The sequence below is a fragment of the Pseudomonas sp. 102515 genome (genome assembly GCF_031085165.1).
Classification (GTDB): Bacteria; Pseudomonadota; Gammaproteobacteria; order Pseudomonadales; family Pseudomonadaceae; genus Chryseomonas.
Map to the genome: position 1 here is coordinate 811,422 of NZ_JAVHTY010000001.1, position 15,598 is coordinate 827,019.

At 68.1% G+C, this 15,598-nt stretch carries 14 protein-coding genes; 10 read left to right on the plus strand and 4 right to left on the minus strand.

All coding sequences use genetic code 11. The features are described from left to right. The first annotated feature begins 48 nt into the window (after nucleotides 1-48). The gene (locus tag RCF34_RS03670; protein WP_308706951.1) at nucleotides 49-2,571 is read left to right on the plus strand and encodes a mechanosensitive ion channel domain-containing protein; all 2,523 of its coding nucleotides are present in this window, start codon (nucleotides 49-51) and stop codon (nucleotides 2,569-2,571) included. A 4-nt stretch (nucleotides 2,572-2,575) separates the two neighbouring features. Next, complete coding sequence (locus tag RCF34_RS03675) at nucleotides 2,576-3,337, plus strand: NUDIX domain-containing protein (RefSeq protein ID WP_308706952.1); 762 nt, start codon at nucleotides 2,576-2,578, stop codon at nucleotides 3,335-3,337. Here the strand turns inward: RCF34_RS03675 and cysE are convergent. From cysE to RCF34_RS03690, 3 genes are read right to left on the minus strand one after another with little or no spacing between them, the layout of a single operon-like run. Beyond that, nucleotides 3,298-4,086 (minus strand): serine O-acetyltransferase, encoded by a 789-nt coding sequence (gene cysE / locus RCF34_RS03680; protein ID WP_308706953.1) that lies wholly within the window; start codon nucleotides 4,084-4,086, stop codon nucleotides 3,298-3,300. The two genes, RCF34_RS03675 and cysE, sit on opposite strands and share 40 nt — an antisense overlap. 15 nt (nucleotides 4,087-4,101) lie before the next feature. Next, nucleotides 4,102-4,668, minus strand: coding sequence for a GNAT family N-acetyltransferase (locus RCF34_RS03685; RefSeq protein ID WP_308706954.1), 567 nt, complete (start codon nucleotides 4,666-4,668; stop codon nucleotides 4,102-4,104). 9 nt (nucleotides 4,669-4,677) lie between these two features. Then, nucleotides 4,678-5,220: a helix-turn-helix transcriptional regulator gene (locus RCF34_RS03690; RefSeq protein ID WP_308706955.1), complete on the minus strand. Its 543-nt coding sequence runs from the start codon at nucleotides 5,218-5,220 to the stop codon at nucleotides 4,678-4,680. Between the two features lie 648 nt (nucleotides 5,221-5,868). Here RCF34_RS03690 and RCF34_RS03695 point away from each other — a divergent pair. The 8 genes from RCF34_RS03695 (at nucleotide 5,869) to RCF34_RS03730 (ending at nucleotide 14,681) form a co-directional block, all read left to right on the plus strand. After that, nucleotides 5,869-6,069 (plus strand): general stress protein, encoded by a 201-nt coding sequence (locus RCF34_RS03695; RefSeq protein WP_308706956.1) that lies wholly within the window; start codon nucleotides 5,869-5,871, stop codon nucleotides 6,067-6,069. A 220-nt stretch (nucleotides 6,070-6,289) separates the two neighbouring features. Then, nucleotides 6,290-8,095, plus strand: a complete 1,806-nt coding sequence (locus tag RCF34_RS03700) for a methyl-accepting chemotaxis protein (RefSeq protein WP_308706957.1) — start codon at nucleotides 6,290-6,292, stop codon at nucleotides 8,093-8,095. A 2-nt stretch (nucleotides 8,096-8,097) separates the two neighbouring features. Further along, nucleotides 8,098-8,553 carry a chemotaxis protein CheW gene (locus RCF34_RS03705; RefSeq protein ID WP_308706958.1) on the plus strand — a complete coding sequence of 152 codons (456 nt, stop codon included), beginning with the start codon at nucleotides 8,098-8,100 and terminating at the stop codon, nucleotides 8,551-8,553. Further along, nucleotides 8,550-9,797, plus strand: a complete 1,248-nt coding sequence (locus RCF34_RS03710) for a CheR family methyltransferase (RefSeq protein ID WP_308706959.1) — start codon at nucleotides 8,550-8,552, stop codon at nucleotides 9,795-9,797. Before RCF34_RS03705 ends, RCF34_RS03710 begins: the two co-directional genes overlap by 4 nt. Next, nucleotides 9,794-10,321, plus strand: coding sequence for a chemotaxis protein CheW (locus tag RCF34_RS03715; protein WP_308706960.1), 528 nt, complete (start codon nucleotides 9,794-9,796; stop codon nucleotides 10,319-10,321). The genes RCF34_RS03710 and RCF34_RS03715 overlap by 4 nt, the downstream gene beginning before the upstream one ends. Continuing rightward, nucleotides 10,318-12,504: a response regulator gene (locus tag RCF34_RS03720; protein ID WP_308706961.1), complete on the plus strand. Its 2,187-nt coding sequence runs from the start codon at nucleotides 10,318-10,320 to the stop codon at nucleotides 12,502-12,504. Before RCF34_RS03715 ends, RCF34_RS03720 begins: the two co-directional genes overlap by 4 nt. Then, nucleotides 12,501-13,538, plus strand: coding sequence for a chemotaxis-specific protein-glutamate methyltransferase CheB (gene cheB / locus RCF34_RS03725; RefSeq protein WP_308706962.1), 1,038 nt, complete (start codon nucleotides 12,501-12,503; stop codon nucleotides 13,536-13,538). The genes RCF34_RS03720 and cheB overlap by 4 nt, the downstream gene beginning before the upstream one ends. 96 nt (nucleotides 13,539-13,634) lie before the next feature. Beyond that, nucleotides 13,635-14,681 (plus strand): diguanylate cyclase, encoded by a 1,047-nt coding sequence (locus RCF34_RS03730; RefSeq protein ID WP_308706963.1) that lies wholly within the window; start codon nucleotides 13,635-13,637, stop codon nucleotides 14,679-14,681. On the opposite strand, the gene RCF34_RS03735 is transcribed toward RCF34_RS03730, so the two are convergent. Beyond that, nucleotides 14,678-15,592: a diguanylate cyclase domain-containing protein gene (locus tag RCF34_RS03735; protein WP_308706964.1), complete on the minus strand. Its 915-nt coding sequence runs from the start codon at nucleotides 15,590-15,592 to the stop codon at nucleotides 14,678-14,680. The two genes, RCF34_RS03730 and RCF34_RS03735, sit on opposite strands and share 4 nt — an antisense overlap. Nucleotides 15,593-15,598 lie beyond the last annotated feature (6 nt).

Consider the following 15,598-nt stretch of genomic DNA (forward strand, 5'->3'; position numbering starts at 1 on the left):
GAGTCTATGTGGCCAGACTCGTCTTTTGGTGCTGCTCAGGTCTCAACCATGTTCAAAGCCTTACTCGTCCTGTTGCTGCTGTGCCTGGCGCTGCCCCTGCACGCCGCCGAACCCCCCACCCAGGCCTCGACCGGCCTCGACCCCCAGCAGGCGCGCCAGGTCGCGGCCCTGCTGCAGGATCCGCAACGCCGCCAGGAACTGATCCTGACCCTGCAGGCCATCGCCAGCCAGCCGGCGAGCGCCGCCGGGACGAACCCGGCGCCGGCGGACACGGCAACCGCCGCAGCGCCGATCACGGCCGCCACCCCGGCGGCGGGCGAGGAAAAGGCGCTGGTGCCCCTGGAAGCCAACGGCCTGATCGCCCAGACGCTCAGTCGCGTCGGACGCTGGGCCGACAACCTGGGCAGCGAACTGAACCAGGTGCAGCGCGCGGTGCGCACCCTGCCGGACTGGTCGCGCGCCAGCTTCACCTCCGAAGCGGGTCGCCATGCCCTGCTGGAAGCCCTGCTGACCCTGGCGACCCTCTTCGCCGCCGGGCTGATCGGCGAATGGCTGCTGCGCCGGGCGCTCCGCAACACTCGGCAACGGCTGCAACGCCATGCCGATCAGGCCGACAGCCGCGCCCGGCGCGAGGCCCAGCAGGCGGCGGCCCAGCAGCCTCCACCTGAAGCCTCGGCAACCACGACCGAGGACACGGCTACCCGTCCTGCGGAACCGGCGGTGGCCCTGGTCAAGACCCAGCGCGATGGCGTGGATCGGCTCGAAGAGGTGCCCATCGCCCCATCCGACAGCGCCGCACCCGCGCCAGCCGCGCCAGCGACCGAGTCCGCCGCCACCGATGCCGCATACGCCAGCCGCGCCCGGCCCAGCGCCGAGCAGCACTGGACCACCCTGCGGCACCTGCCCTTCGCGCTCGGGCTGCTGTTGCTGGAACTGCTGCCGCTGCTGGCCTTCTGGGCCATGACGGCGCTGCTGATCCACTACCTGGTGGGATCGGATGCCAAGCTGCGCGAGCTGCTGGGCGGCTTCATCGGCGCCTACCTGACCACGCGCCTGGCGCTGATCGTCATCCGCCTGCTGATCGATCCCGCCGCCCACGGCATCCGCCTGCTCAAGGTCAAGGCGGCCCTCGCCTGCACCCTGCTGCGCTGGCTGCATGCCTTCGTCGCCCTGATCACCTTCGGCCTGGCGCTGGCCCAGGCCGCGGACATCCTCGGCGCCAACGAAGAGGGCCGCGAGGCCATCGTCAAGCTGGTCTCGCTGCTGGCCCACCTGCTGGTGGTGGGCCTGATCTTCCACGTGCGCCGCCCGGTGGCCGCCCGTATCGCCGGGCGCCAGGACGGCGGTGGCGCCTTCGCCGTGCTGCGGGCCTGGCTGGGTCAGGTCTGGGCGGTGTTCGCCGCGGTGTTCGTCATGGGCGGCTGGACCATGTGGGCGCTGGACATCGAGAACGGCCTGCCGCGCCTGATGAACTTCGTCGCGCTCTCCGCCGGCATCGTCATCCTCGGGCGCCTGGCGGCGGTGTTCCTGCTCGGTCTGCTCGGTCGGCTGTTCCAGCCGGCGACCAGCGAAGGCAGCAGCACCGATCTGCATCTGCAGCGCTACTATCCGCTGGCGCGCTGGCTGGTCGGGGTGATCGTCACCCTGATCACCGCCCTGGCGCTGTTCCAGTCCTGGGGCTGGAGCGTGCTGGACTGGTTCGGCGACGGCAGCATCGGACGCAGCCTGCTGTCCGCCTTCCTCACCATCCTCATCGCCGCCATCATCGCCGTCGTGGTCTGGGAAGGCGCGAACGCCACGGTGAATCGCCGGCTGAGCGCCTGGAGCGAACGCGGCGATACGGTACGGGCCGCCCGGTTGCGCACCCTGCTGCCCATGCTGCGCACCGGGCTGTTCATCCTGGTCGCGCTGATCGTCGGCCTGACCGCCCTGAGCGAGCTGGGCATCAACACCACGCCGCTGCTGGCCAGCGCCAGCATCATCGGCGTGGCCCTCGGCTTCGGCTCGCAGAAGCTGGTGCAGGACTTCATCACCGGTATCTTCCTGCTGCTGGAAAACGCCATGCAGGTAGGCGACTGGGTCACCGTGGCCGGGGTCTCGGGCACCGTGGAGTACCTGTCGATCCGCACCGTGCGCCTGCGCGCCGGCGACGGCTCCCTGCACATCGTGCCCTTCAGCTCGGTGTCGGCGGTCAACAACATCAACCGTGGGCTGGGCAACGCCGCCCTGCGCATCAGCGTGGGCTACGCAGAAGACATCGAGCGAGTGATCGCCGAACTCAAGGACATCGGCGCGGGCATGCGTACCGACGAGGCCTTCAAGGACCTTATCCTCGCCGATCTGGAGATCTGGGGCGTGGACGCCGTCGATGGCTCCATGGTGACCATCGCCGGGCAGATGAGATGCCTCGACAAGGGCCGCTGGGGCGTCCAGCGCGAACTCAACCGACGCATCCTGGAACGCTTCCGCGAACGCGGTATCGAGATCGCCAATCCGCGTGCCAGTCTGCTGCTGCCCAGCGAAGCCGGTATCGTGCCCTCCTCGCCCATCCAGCCACGCCCTGCGGAGTAAGCCCGTGCAGTATCGCCAAGACGCCTTCAACGGCCTGATCATCGACGCCGCCTCGCTGCCCACCACCCGCGAGGCCTTCGCTCCAGCGCTGGCCGAGTTGCTAGACAGCGCCCGCCGCGAGGGCCGCAACCTGATCTGGCTGACCCTGCCCCTGGCCCTTGGCGAGCTGGTCGGCGTGGCCACCAGCGCCGGCTTCGTCTTTCACAACTGCCTGGAGGAGGAACTCACGCTGGTCTGGCGTGGCACACCCACGGCCTTCGCGCCCTTCGTGCCGACCCACAGCCTGGGCGTGGGCGGCCTGGTGCTCAACGCCCGCGGTGAACTGCTGGCGATCCGCGAACGCGGCAGCCAGGGCTACAAGCTGCCGGGCGGCCATGTCGAGCTGGGTGAAGACCTGGCGCCGGCGGTGGTGCGCGAGGTCTGGGAGGAAACCGGCATCCACAGCGCCTTTCGCAGCGTGGCCGGGCTGGTGACCACCCACCCCTACCGCTTCGGCAAGTCCAATCTCTATGTGGTCTGCCGTCTCGATCCCCTGAGTGCCGACATCGCCATCCAGGATCCGGACGAGATCGAGGATGCCCGCTGGCTGGCGTTGCCCGACTACCTGGCGGATCCGGGCAACAGTGCCTTCAATCGCGAGCTGGTGCGCAGCCTGGCGCAGGCTGAAGGCCTGCAGCCGAGTGCGCTGAACAGCGAGCGCTATCCCAAGGCCGAGGTCTTTCTCGCTCAGCCGTCGAAGGACTGGTCCATGCTCTCGGCCGGATGAGCGTCGCGCGGGCGACCCACCGGGCGCGCCGGAATGCCCACCACCGTGGTGTGGGGCGCCACCGGGTGCAGGACCACGCTGTTGGCGCCGATCTTGGCGCCTTCGCCGATCTCCAGATTGCCGAGGATCTTGACCCCGGCGCCGATCATCACCCCGCGACGCACCTTGGGATGGCGATCGCCCTGCTCCTTGCCGGTACCGCCCAGGGTCACCTGCTGCAGGATGGAGACGTCGTCTTCCACCACCGCGGTTTCGCCGATGACGATGCCGGTGCCGTGGTCGAGCATGAGGCCGCGCCCCAGCCGCGCCGCCGGATGGATGTCGATGGCCAGCAGGCGATTGCAACGCGCCTGCAGGTGCAGGGCCAGCAGCCGCTCGCCGTTGCCCCAGAGGGCATGGCTCAGACGCTGGGTCTGCAGGGCCAGGAAGCCCTTGGAGAACAGAAAGATCTCCAGCAGGCTGGCATAGGCCGGATCCCGTGCCAGCACCGCTTCGAGGTCCACGCAGGCCGCCATGGTCAATTCCGGCCAGTCAGCGTGCAGGGCAGCGAAGCGCTCGGCGAGAGCCTCGGCCTGCCGCGGATCCTCCGCCAGGGCCTCGGCGCAGCGCCGGACCAGGGCGGCGGCCAGATCCACCGGCTGCAGCAGCGCTCGCGTCAGCCCCTCGGCCAGGGCCGGGGCGTCGCGGCGCCCAGCCTCGGCCTGAGCGCGCAGGAGTTGCCAGAGTTCGGGAGCGGAGCGAGGCGGCATGGCGGGTAGGCGTCCTTAACTGAAGGCGCCCAGCTTAACGGGCGCGGCGGTCAGCGTCTTGTACATCAGGGTGGTGCTGTCGCGGCGTTCCGGTTGGCGGGCGTCCAGGGCATAGCCGGGAATCCGGCCGACCACCTGATAGCCCAGCGACAGATAGAGCGGCTCGGCATGGTCGTCGCTGCGGGTGTCCAGGGTCAGCAATTCCCGCCCCTCTGCCTGGGCGGCCGCTTCCACCGCCTGCATCAGCCGGCGCGCCAGTCCCTGGCGACGGCAGTCCGGATGCACCAGCAACTTGACCACGTCCGCGCGGTGCGGCTGGTTGGCCGGGGTATCCAACACCAGTTGCACGCTGCCGACCACGCGACCGTCCAGGAGCGCGGCGAACAGCAGCCGGGTACCCCGTTCCAGGCCTGGCGCCACGGCTTCGGTCCAGAAGCGCCGATTCACGCTGTCGCCGAGTGGCAGCATGAAGCCGATACTGGCGCCCTGTTCGACACAGGCGGCCAGCAACCGCCGGAAGTCATCCAGATGACGGGTGAAGGTTGCGGCGTCGAGCCGCTCGATACGCAGGGAAGCACTCATGGACGCACCTCAGATCATGAACAGCAGATAACGCGCGCCCGCCGGGCCGCTCAGGAACCGGCTGCTGCCCCAGAGGCGATAGCGCAGGCAGTCGCCGACACCCAGGCGGTAGGGCTGCTCCTCGATCCAGAGCTGCAACTCGCCTTCGAGCAACAGCAGATGGTGTTCAAGGCCGGGACGAGGCGATGCCTGATAGCGGATATCCACGCCCGGCCCCAGGTGGCTTTCGATGACCTCGCCCGCCAGGGCCTGGGCTGGCGGCGAGACGGAACGGCGGTTGAAGGCCTGCTTGGGATCGGTCCAGATCTGCTGGGCCTGGCGCTCGACCTGGGCGGGAAAGTCGCTTTCCACACTGTGCAACAGGCGTGTCAGGGTCAGCCCGTAGGCCGAACAGAGCTGCCCGAGGACCGCCGTGGTCGGGCTGACCTCGCCGTTTTCCAGCCGAGACAGCGCCGCGCGGCTGACCCCGCTCAGGGTCGCCAACTGTTCCAGTGACAGATCGCGTGCCAGGCGCAGGGCCTTCAGCCTGGCGGCAAGACGTTGATCAAGCATGCTCTCCTCCCGATTTAGGGATTTTTTCTCACATTCGGGATAAATTGAAAAGGACTTTTTTGCGGAACCCGCCCCCGCGGGCTCGATGACAAACTTCCTATCGCATTAAGCGTTATCGAAGGAATCTTATATCGGTGATTGTCCAGCCCCCCTGATCAATCGACTTGTTTCCTCAGCGAAACGCCCTAGCTTAGCCGTTCGCCCCCCTTTTTTCGTCATGCGAACAGCGTTACCCGGTAACAGTAATTAGGAACGACGCTATTGAATTAGCGATAAATTTACGCCTGGAGAAAGAACGAGCTCCCGGCGAAGGCGTCTGAGTCAAGACTGCAGCAGAGCCCAACAGCGATGCGCCCTACAGTCGGATGTTTCAAGACATTTCAGCGCTTGAACAACAGCCCACTGGAATATTGCGGCCCTGTACGAAGAATCTTCTACAGCTCCTGTACAACCTGCTACCTGACGGCTCTAGCCTGGCGATTGTTAAATAAAGGCCTGTATTCAACTTGCATGCTGTATAACAAAACACCCCTTTATCACCTCGCCCGAACTCGCCTTCTATACCCCTACTCTCAATAACCGAAACGCTGAGCCTTTTGGGGAGCGCAGTGTTCGACTCTTCAATAATTGAAAGTGGGAGATGTTCTTATGGCTAACAAGAGCAACAATCCAGGCAACTTCGCCAACAATCGCGATCGCGCTGCCGAGGCTGGGCGCAAGGGTGGACGTGCCAGCGGCGGCAATTTCGCCAACAATCCGGCGCGGGCTTCCGAAGCCGGGCGCAAGGGTGGTCAGAACAGCCATGGCACCCGTCGAACCGATGTGGCGAATGACGTCGAAGCGACCTGACCCACGTCATTCGGCGTCGCCCGGCAGCCCTCCAGGCATCGTAAGACCTGGCCGGCTGCCCTTTCCGTGTTTGCCGTTCTGGCTTTGCTGGCACTGCAGGCCCTGAGCCTTGAAGTGCGTTGCAACTCACACAAATGCATGACCGTGCTACTTTTATCGGACAACCCGAGTGGTCCCCAGGGCTCACTTCCTCCACCTCTGTCCGTCTGCGCCGGTGCCCATGCTCAACAACATTCGCATCCAGAACAAACTCTTCGCTGGCTTTGCCGCCATCATCGCCCTGGTGGTCCTGCTGCTCTGGCTGACCTATGCCGCGTTGCAGAGCCTGGTCGACGCCAATCGCTGGGACAGGCACACCGCCGAGGTATTGCTGTCGGTCACCACGCTCGACAACAATCTGCTCGAAACCCGGGCCAAGCTGCGTAACTACTGGTACTCCGGCGCCACCGCGGACGCCGACCTCGCCCGCCAGGCGCTGGTGCCACTGGCCGCAGCCGTGCGCGTGCCGCAGCAGCTGACCCAGGACAATCCTGGTCAGCAGCAGCGCTTCGCTCGCCTTACCGCGGACATCGACACCTGGCGGCAGCAGACCTTCGAACCGCTGTTGCGCCTGCGTGATACCGGCAATCTATCGGCGGTGCAGCTGGCCAATGAGCCCCTGATCGCCACCCTGACCAATCAGGTCGCGGCCATGCGTCAGCAGATCCAGAGCATCGTCGATGAGGAGCACCGCCTGTACGCGCAACGAGCGGGCCATACCGAGGAGGTACGCGATCAGCTGACCTGGACCCTGGTCGCCGGCGGCGCCCTCTGCGTGCTGCTGGCCGCCCTCATCGCCTGGCTGCTGTCCCATCATCTGCTGCGTTCGGTGCGCCGGCTGACCGATACCGTGGCACGCATTTCCGCGGGCGACAGCAGTGCGCGCGTGGACGTACGGGGCCGTGACGAACTCGCCCAGGTCGGTCTGGCCTTCAATCAGATGGCGCAGCAGATCCAGGATGATCACGCCCGCGAACAGGTACTGATGCAACGCCTGCGCGCCGATGTCGACGACCTGCTCGGGGTGGTCAACAAGGCTGCCGCCGGTGACCTCACCGGGCGGACCGCGGTCAGCGGCGACGACGCCATCGGCCAGTTGGCCCGCGGCCTGAGCAAGATGATCGAGGACCTGCGCGGCATGATCGCCAAGGTGCAGCGCGCCGGCATCCAGGTGACCTCTTCCACCACCGAGATCGCCGCCTCTTCACGCCAGCAGGAGGCCACCAGCATCGAGCAGGCGCAGACCAGCGTGGAGGTGCTGAGCACCACGCGGGAGATCGCCGCCAACGCCAACGCCCTGGTACGCACCATGGAAGAAGCCGTCCAGGTGGCGGACGAGACCACCGAGGGCGCGGAACAGGCGCGCAGCAGCCTGGCGAGCATGGACGCCACCATGCAGCGCATGGTGGCGGCGACCGATTCCATCAACGCCAAGCTTGCCGCGCTGTCGGAGAAGTCCAGCCACATCAACAAGGTGCTGACCACCATCACCAAGGTCGCCGACCAGACCAACCTGCTGTCGCTCAACGCCGCCATCGAGGCGGAAAAGGCCGGCGAGGCGGGGCGGGGTTTTTCGGTGGTGGCCACCGAGATCCGCCGGCTGTCCGACCAGACCACCGCCGCCACCGACGATATCGAGCAGATGCTCAAGGACATGAATTCCGCGGTCTCCGCCAGCGTCATGGGCATGGACAAGTTTTCCGAGGAGATCCGCCGCAGCGTGCAGGAGGTGGCCAGCGTCAGCGATCAGCTGGCCGAGGTGATCGAGGACGTGCAGAAGCTGCCGACGCGCTTCGACATCGTGCTGGAGGGCATGCAGTCCCAGGCGGTGGGTGCCGGCCAGATCGCCGAGACCATCACCCAGCTCAACGACAGCACCCAGCAGACCACCGAGGCGCTCAAGGCCACCAGCGAGGCGGTCCAGTATCTACAGCAGACGGCTCAGGACCTGCAGAGTAGCGTCGCCACCTTCTCGGTCACCCGTTGACCATGCAGGTCCTGATCTTCCAGCTGGCCGATGCCGCGGCAGCCCTACCGACGACGGCGATCCGCCAGGTGTTGCCCTTTCTGCAGTTGACCCGCTTTCCGGCTGCGCCGCCCGGAGTGGCCGGCCTGATGAATCTGCACGGCGCGGCCATCCCGGTGGTGGATGTCACCGCCATGAGCGGCGGCCCGAGTGCCCAGGCGCGCCAGGACACCCGTATCCTGCTGGTGGACTTCATTCCGTCCGATGGCCGCAGCCGTCCGCTCGGCCTGGTGGTGGAAGGCGTCGCCGGCGTGCGCCGGGTCACCGCCCGCGCGCCGCGACCGGCAGGCGTCCGACTGCCCGACTACCCCTGGCTCGGCGAGGTGCTGGAGACGCCCGAAGGGCTCTGGCTGTGGCTGGAGCCGGATCGTCTGCTCTCGCCGGCCCTCGCCGCCCTGCTGTTCCAGGAGGCCGCGTGAAGCTCGATCCCCGGCTGGCGCCCCTGGTGCGGGCGCGCACCGGCCTGGCCATCGCCGATGACATGCTCGGTCGTGCCATTCGCCAGCGGCTGCGCGAGCGCCAGGAGGCCGATGCGGAGGGCTACGTGTCGCGCATCCTCGACGACGAAGCCGAATTCGCCGATCTGCTGGACCTGCTGGTCATTCCCGAGACCTGGTTCTTTCGCGATCCCCAGGCCATCGCCCACGCCGCCCGCTTCGCCCAGGAACGCCATGCCCGCAGTGGCGTGCCGGTACGGTTGCTCAGCCTGCCCTGCTCCACCGGGGAAGAGCCCTACACCCTGGCCATGGCGCTGTTCGACACCGGCTTGCCGGCTGCGGCCTTCGAGGTGACCGCGGTGGACATCAACGAGCCGTCCCTGGAGCGCGCCCGCCGCGGCCTCTATGGGCGCAATTCCTTTCGCGCCCGCGACCTGAGTTTTCGCGACCGCTATTTCGAACCCCAGGGCGATCGCCAGCGGCTGGCCGAGCGGGTACGCAACCAGGTGCGCTTTCGCCAGGGCAACATCCTGCAGCTGGGCAGCCTGCGCGACGGCACCGCCTTCGACGTGGTGCTTTGCCGCAACCTGCTGATCTATTTCGACGACCAGACCCAGGGCCGCGCCCTCAGCCACCTGGCCGCACTCATGCACGACGACGGCCTGCTCTGCGTCGGCAGTTCGGAGATGGTCAGCGCCATGCGTCATGGCTTCGCCAGCCTGGGCGTGGCCCACGCCTCGGCCCTGGTCAAACGCCAGGCCGCCGCCCCCGAGCAACCGCGTCCGCACCCGCCGGCTGCGCCGCCACGGCGCAAGGCCGCAGCGCGCCCACCCGCCGCGGCGACCCTGCCTGCGCGCCTGCGCGCCAGAAGTCTGCCCGCCCCCGCCCCGGCCAGCCTCGTCTCCGCCGGCCCTTCGCCCCTGGAAGAGGCCCAGCGCCTGGCCGATGCCGGACGCGGCGCCGAAGCCGAGACGCTGTTGCGCAACGTGCTCGAGGCGGATCGCGGCCAGGCCGGTGCCCACTTCCTGCTGGCGCTCATCCTGCCCGACGCCCGCGCCGCCGAGGCCGAGCGGGCGCTGCGCCAGGCACTCTATCTGGAGCCGGGGCACTACCCCGCGCTCTGTCGTCTGGCGCTGATCTGCGAAAGAGCCGGCCGACTCGATGAAGCCGGACGCCTGCGCGAACGGGCGGCGCGCATCCAGACCCGCGCCGGTGACGACGCATGAGCCTGAACCGCGAACTCCACGCCCTGGAGCGTGCCGATTGGGCCGCACACTATGCCGAGCCCCTGGACGACCGCCAGGCGCGCTCGGCCAGCGCCCTGGTCTTTCGCCTCGGTGCGGAATGGCTGGGGCTGCCCGGCAGCTGCCTGGTCACCGCCACCGATCCCACCGCCGTGCACCGCGTCCCCCACCGGCGCTCGCCGTTCCTGCGCGGCATCGTCCCGGTGCGCGGCCAGCTGCAACCCTGCATCGCCCTGGAGCTGCTGCTGGCGGTGGCGCCGGGTGAGCAGACGCGCGGCTTTCCGCGCCTGTTGCTGCTGCATATCGGGCGCCGCGACTGGGCGGTGCAGGTGGACGAGGTCCTGGGCCTGCAGCGCTACGCCCCTGGCGAGGTGCAGCCGCCGCCAGCCACCCTGGGCGGCGAATTACTCAGCTACCTGGGCGGCGTCTATCGCGAGGGCACGCATCAGGTCGGCCTGCTCGAGCTGGCGCGTCTGGAACGGGCCCTGGAAGAGGCGCTGCGATGAGTCAGCCACCGCGCGACGTGCGCGAGATGTCTCTCTACGATCTCTTCGCCAGCGAGGTGCAGAGTCACCTGCAGGCGCTGGATGCCGGTCTGTTGCGCCTGGAGCGCGACCCCACCGACACGGGGGTGATCGAGCCGATGATGCGCGCGGCCCACTCCATCAAGGGCGCGGCACGCATCGTCGATCTCGACGGCCTGGTGGAGCTGGCCCACGCCATGGAGGATTGCCTGGTCGCGGTCCAGGCCGGACGCCGCCAGCTCGGTCCGGCGGACATCGACCAGCTGTTTCGCTGCGTCGACGTCCTCGGCGAGGTCAGTCGCCTGGACGAGGCCGCCAGCCAGCGCTGGCAGCGCGAACAGCGTGATAGCCAGCGGGCGCTGGCGCAGGCGCTGAGCGCCGGCGCGGGCGATCCGCTCCCGGCGACCGCCGTCGCCCCGCGGGAACCGGCGCCTGCACCCGCCGTACCCGAAGAACCTGCCCCTGACGCCGAGCGTAGCCGAGACCCGCTGCGAGTGGACAGCGGTCGCTTCAACCAGATCCTCGCCCTCACCAGCGAAGCCCGGGTGATGGGCCTCGGCTTGCATGGCCTGGTCCAGGGCTTCCAGGGCTATCGCGCGGAATTGCAGGGCCTGTTCGGCCAGGCACAGGCGGTCAGCAGCGACGTGCGTCAGCGCCAGGAAGGTCTGCTCGATCGCTATCAGCAGCAGCTGCAGGCCCTGGAAGCCTACGAGCGGCGCCTGCTCGGCGTCTGCCAGGGGCTGCTGGACGAGGTGCTGGCGGTGCGAATGCGCCCACTGCGCGATGCCGTCCAGGGCTTCCCGAGGCTGGTACGCGACCTGGCCCGGGGCCTGGACAAGGATGCCGTGCTGCAGGTGGACGGCGCCGACACCCTGATCGATCGCGAGGTGCTGGCGCGCCTGGAAAGCCCGCTCAACCACCTCTTGCGCAATGCCGTCGACCATGGCCTGGAAACCCCGGCCGAGCGCCGCGCCCTGGGCAAGCCCGAGTGCGGCCAGATCCGCCTGGAAGCCCGCCATGTCGCCGGGCGCCTGCAGGTCAGCCTGCACGACGACGGCCGCGGCCTGGACCTGGAGCGCATCCGCGCCACGGTCATCGCCCGGCGCCTGAGTCCGCCCCCGCTGGCCGCCGAGCTGACCCCGGCGGAATTGCTGGAATTCCTGCTGCTGCCCGGCTTCAGTCTCAAGGAGACGGTGACCGAGCTCTCCGGCCGCGGCGTGGGCCTGGACGTGGTGGCCGATGCCATTCGCGCTCTGGATGGCGAGGTCCGCCTGGAAACCCGCCCGGGCCTGGGCTTCAGCACCCACCTGCTGGTACCGGTCAGTCGCTCCATCGTTCGGGCGCTGATCGTCGACATCGCCGGCGAGGCCTATGCCTTGCCGGTCAACCGGATCGAACGGGTGCTGCGCCTGGACCCAGCCGAGGTGCACTCGCTGGAGGGCAAGGCCTTCTTCCTGCTCGGCGAGGATCGCCTGGGGCTGGTCGCGGCCCATCAGTTGCTGGAGCTGGACGGCGCGCCGCCCACCGGCGATCTCGCCGTGCTGGTGATCGGCAGCGGCGAACGGCGCTACGGCCTGGTGGTGGATCGCCTGCGCGGCGAGCAGGGCCTGGCGCTCAAGCCGCTGGACGAGATCTTCGGCAAGCTACGCTCGGTCACCGCCGGGGCGCTGCTCGACGACGGCAGTCCGGTACTCCTGCTGGACGTCGCCGATCTGCTCACCGGCATCGAGCGACTGCTCGGCGAGGGCCGCCTGCGGCAGGTGCAGAGCGGTGCCGTCCTGGACAGCCGAAGGGTCAAGCGTATCCTGGTGGTGGACGACTCCCTCACCGTGCGCGAGATGGAGCGCAAGCTCCTGGAAGGTCAGGGTTATCAGGTGGAGGTGGCGGTGGATGGCATGGACGGCTGGAACGCCGTACGCGCCGGCGAATTCGACATGCTACTGTCGGACATCGACATGCCGCGCATGAACGGTATCGAACTGGTGGAACTGGTGCGCCGCGATCCGCGTCTGCATGCCCTGCCGGTGATGATCGTGTCCTACAAGGATCGCCCGGAAGACCGGCTCAAGGGCATGCAGGCCGGTGCCGACTACTATCTGACCAAGGGCAGCTTCCACGACGACGCCCTGATCACCGCCGTGCAGGACCTCATCGGAGCGCCATGAGAATCGCCATCGTCAACGATCTGCTGCTGGCCACCGAGGCCCTGCGTCGACTGCTGATCGGCGACGGGCGCCATACGGTCGCCTGGATCGCCCATGACGGCGAGGAAGCCGTGGCGCGCTGTGCCGAGGACCGCCCGGATCTGATCCTCATGGACCTGCAGATGCCCCGCCTGGACGGCGTCGAGGCGACGCGGCGGATCATGGCGCAGTCGCCCTGCGCCATCCTCATGGTCACCGCCACCCCCGACGACTGCGAGGGTGTGTTTCGCGCCATGGGCGCCGGCGCCCTCGACGTGACCGCTACCCCGGCCTTGAGCGGCGGTGCCGATGGCGGCGCCCTGCTGCGCAAGATCGCCCGTATCGAACCCCTGGTGCGGCTGCCCGAACGGGCCACGCGCCCGCTCCAGGCCACCGCCGCCGCGCCGAGCACCGCGGCCGAAGCCACCACCGACAGCCTGGTGGCCATCGGTGCCTCCACGGGTGGACCGGCGGCCCTGGTCAGCCTGTTCGAGGCCTGGGCGCCAACCAAAGAGGCCAGCGTGGTGCTGGTGCAACACATCGACCGGCGCTTCGCCCCCAGTTTCATCGGCTGGCTCGGCACCCAGATCGCCTGGCCGGTCACCGCCGCCCTGCCCGGCGCCCTGCCAGCACCCGGTCAGGTGTCAGTGGCCCTGGGTGACGACCACCTGCTGCTGGACGGGCGCGGCCGCTTCGCCTACACCGCCGAGCCGGTGGATTATCCCTATCGTCCCTCGGTGGATGTGTTCTTTACCCAGCTCGCCAGCCACCCGCTGCGGTCCGCCAAGGCCCTGGGGATCCTGCTGACCGGCATGGGCCGCGACGGCGCCAGTGGCCTCTACGCCCTGCGCCAGAGCGGCTGCCCTACCCTGACCCAGGACGAGGCCAGTTGCGCCGTATACGGCATGCCCGCGGCTGCGGTTAGAATGGGCGCCGCGGAGCGCGTACTCAGCCCCACGCAGATCGGTGCCTGGCTGCAGCGACGCTTCGGCAACGGCTCGCGGGACAGCATATGACAGGTCGCCAACAGGAGCGTTGGACGGCGCAGTGGCAGGGACTGGCCAAGAAGAGACGCGGGACGTTCGACCCCGCTCGCACAAGGACTCGCAGTAATGGCCACGCACGAGGGTAATACCCTGGACAGCCTGACCGCACCCAAGGTGCGTCTGCTGCTGGTGGACGATCAGCTGATCATCATCGAAGCCCTGCGGCGGATGATCGCCGATCAGCCCGACATCGAGCTGCATTACTGCCTGGACGCCCACCAGGCGGTCAACATGGCCCTGCAACTCAAGCCCACGGTGGTCCTGCAGGACCTGATCATGCCCGAGATCGACGGCCTGGAAACCGTCAGGCGTTTCCGTGCCGAGCCGGCGCTGCGCGACGTGCCCATCGTGGTGCTCTCCTCCAAGGAGGATCCCCAGGTCAAGGCGCAGAGCTTCGCCACCGGTGCTAACGACTATCTGGTCAAGCTGCCTGACAAGCTGGAACTGCTGGCGCGGGTGCGCTATCACTCCGAGGCCCATGTGCTGCGCGCCCAGCGCGACGAGGCCTTTCGCTTCCTGCGCGAAAGCCAGCGCCAGCTCGCCGAAGCCAATATCCAGTTGCAGAAGCTGGTGGCCATCGACAGCCTCACCGGCATCAACAACCGCCGCCATTTCGACCAGACCTACGAAGGCGAGTGGCTGCGCGCCCGGCGCAATCGCCAGCCGCTGGCCCTGCTGCTGTGCGACGTCGACCACTTCAAGCGCTACAACGACACCTATGGCCATCTCAGCGGCGATCTCTGCCTGAAGAAGGTGGCGGCGGTGCTCACCGAGCAACTCAAGCGACCGGCCGACCTGGTGGCCCGCTACGGCGGCGAGGAATTTGCCATGGTGCTGCCGGAGACCGACGCCGAGGGCGCGCTCAAGGTCGCCGAAGCCTGCCGTGCCGGCGTGGAGCGGCTGCAGGTGGCGCACTCCGGCAGCGACCTCGGCTTCGTCACCATCTCCATCGGCGTCGGCAGCATCCAGCCGCAGAGCGGCGACGATCACGAAGCCTTCATCGAACGCACCGACCAGGCGCTGTACCAGGCCAAGGCCGAGGGCCGCAACCGGGTGCATCTGGTCAAGGGCGCCAAGGACCTTCCGTCCCAGGGCGCCTCGGCGAACGTCTAGAAGCTGCGACTCACCAGGCGATTACGCCCTTCGGCCTTGGCCTGGTAGAGCAGATTGTCGGCGGCCTTGAGCAGGCCGTCTGGGGTCTGCTCGGGGGTCGGATTGCAGCAGGCCAGGCCCATGCTCATGGTCAGCCAGAGACGGTCCTCTGCCAGCGGATGAGCGATGCGCAATTCGGCGATGCCCTGCCGGCAGCGCTCCAGCACCGCTTCCGCGGCCGTGCGCGAGGCGCCGGGTAGCAACAGCACGAATTCCTCCCCGCCATAGCGCGCCAGGCAGTCCCGCTCGCGGATGCGCTGCTCCAGCAGCTGGGCGACCCGCGCCAGCGCCTGATCCCCGGCGCCATGGCCGTGGGTATCGTTGTATTGCTTGAAGTAGTCGATATCGAGCATGGCGATGGCCAGCGAGCCCCGCCGGCTGACCGCCAGCTGCCACTCGATCGTCAGCTGCTCGTCGAAGCGGCGGCGATTGCCCACCGCGGTCAGTGGATCCATGTGCGCCAGCTCCTCGAGCAGCCGCCGCTGGCGGGCGAGCTGCAGGTGCAGCCGCACCCGCGCCAGTACGGCCAGCGGATTGAAGGGCTTCTGGATGAAATCGCTGGCGCCCAGCTCGAAGCACTCCACCTCGCGGTGCAGGTCGTTGGCCGCGGTGATGAAGATCACCGGGATGGCGCTGGTCTCGGCGCGGCGCTTGAACAGCTGGATCAGTTGCAGGCCGTCGATGCCGGGCATCACCACGTCCAGTAGGATCAGATCGGGGTGTTCGCGGGCGGCCTTGGTTAGCGCCTGGACCCCGCTCTTGGCCAGCATGATGCGCGCCTCGTTGCGCAGCAGGTCGCCGAGGACGCGCAGGTTGCTCTTCTGATCGTCGACGATGAGGATCAACGGCAGGTCGGGACGACGCCCCTCCATCGGCAA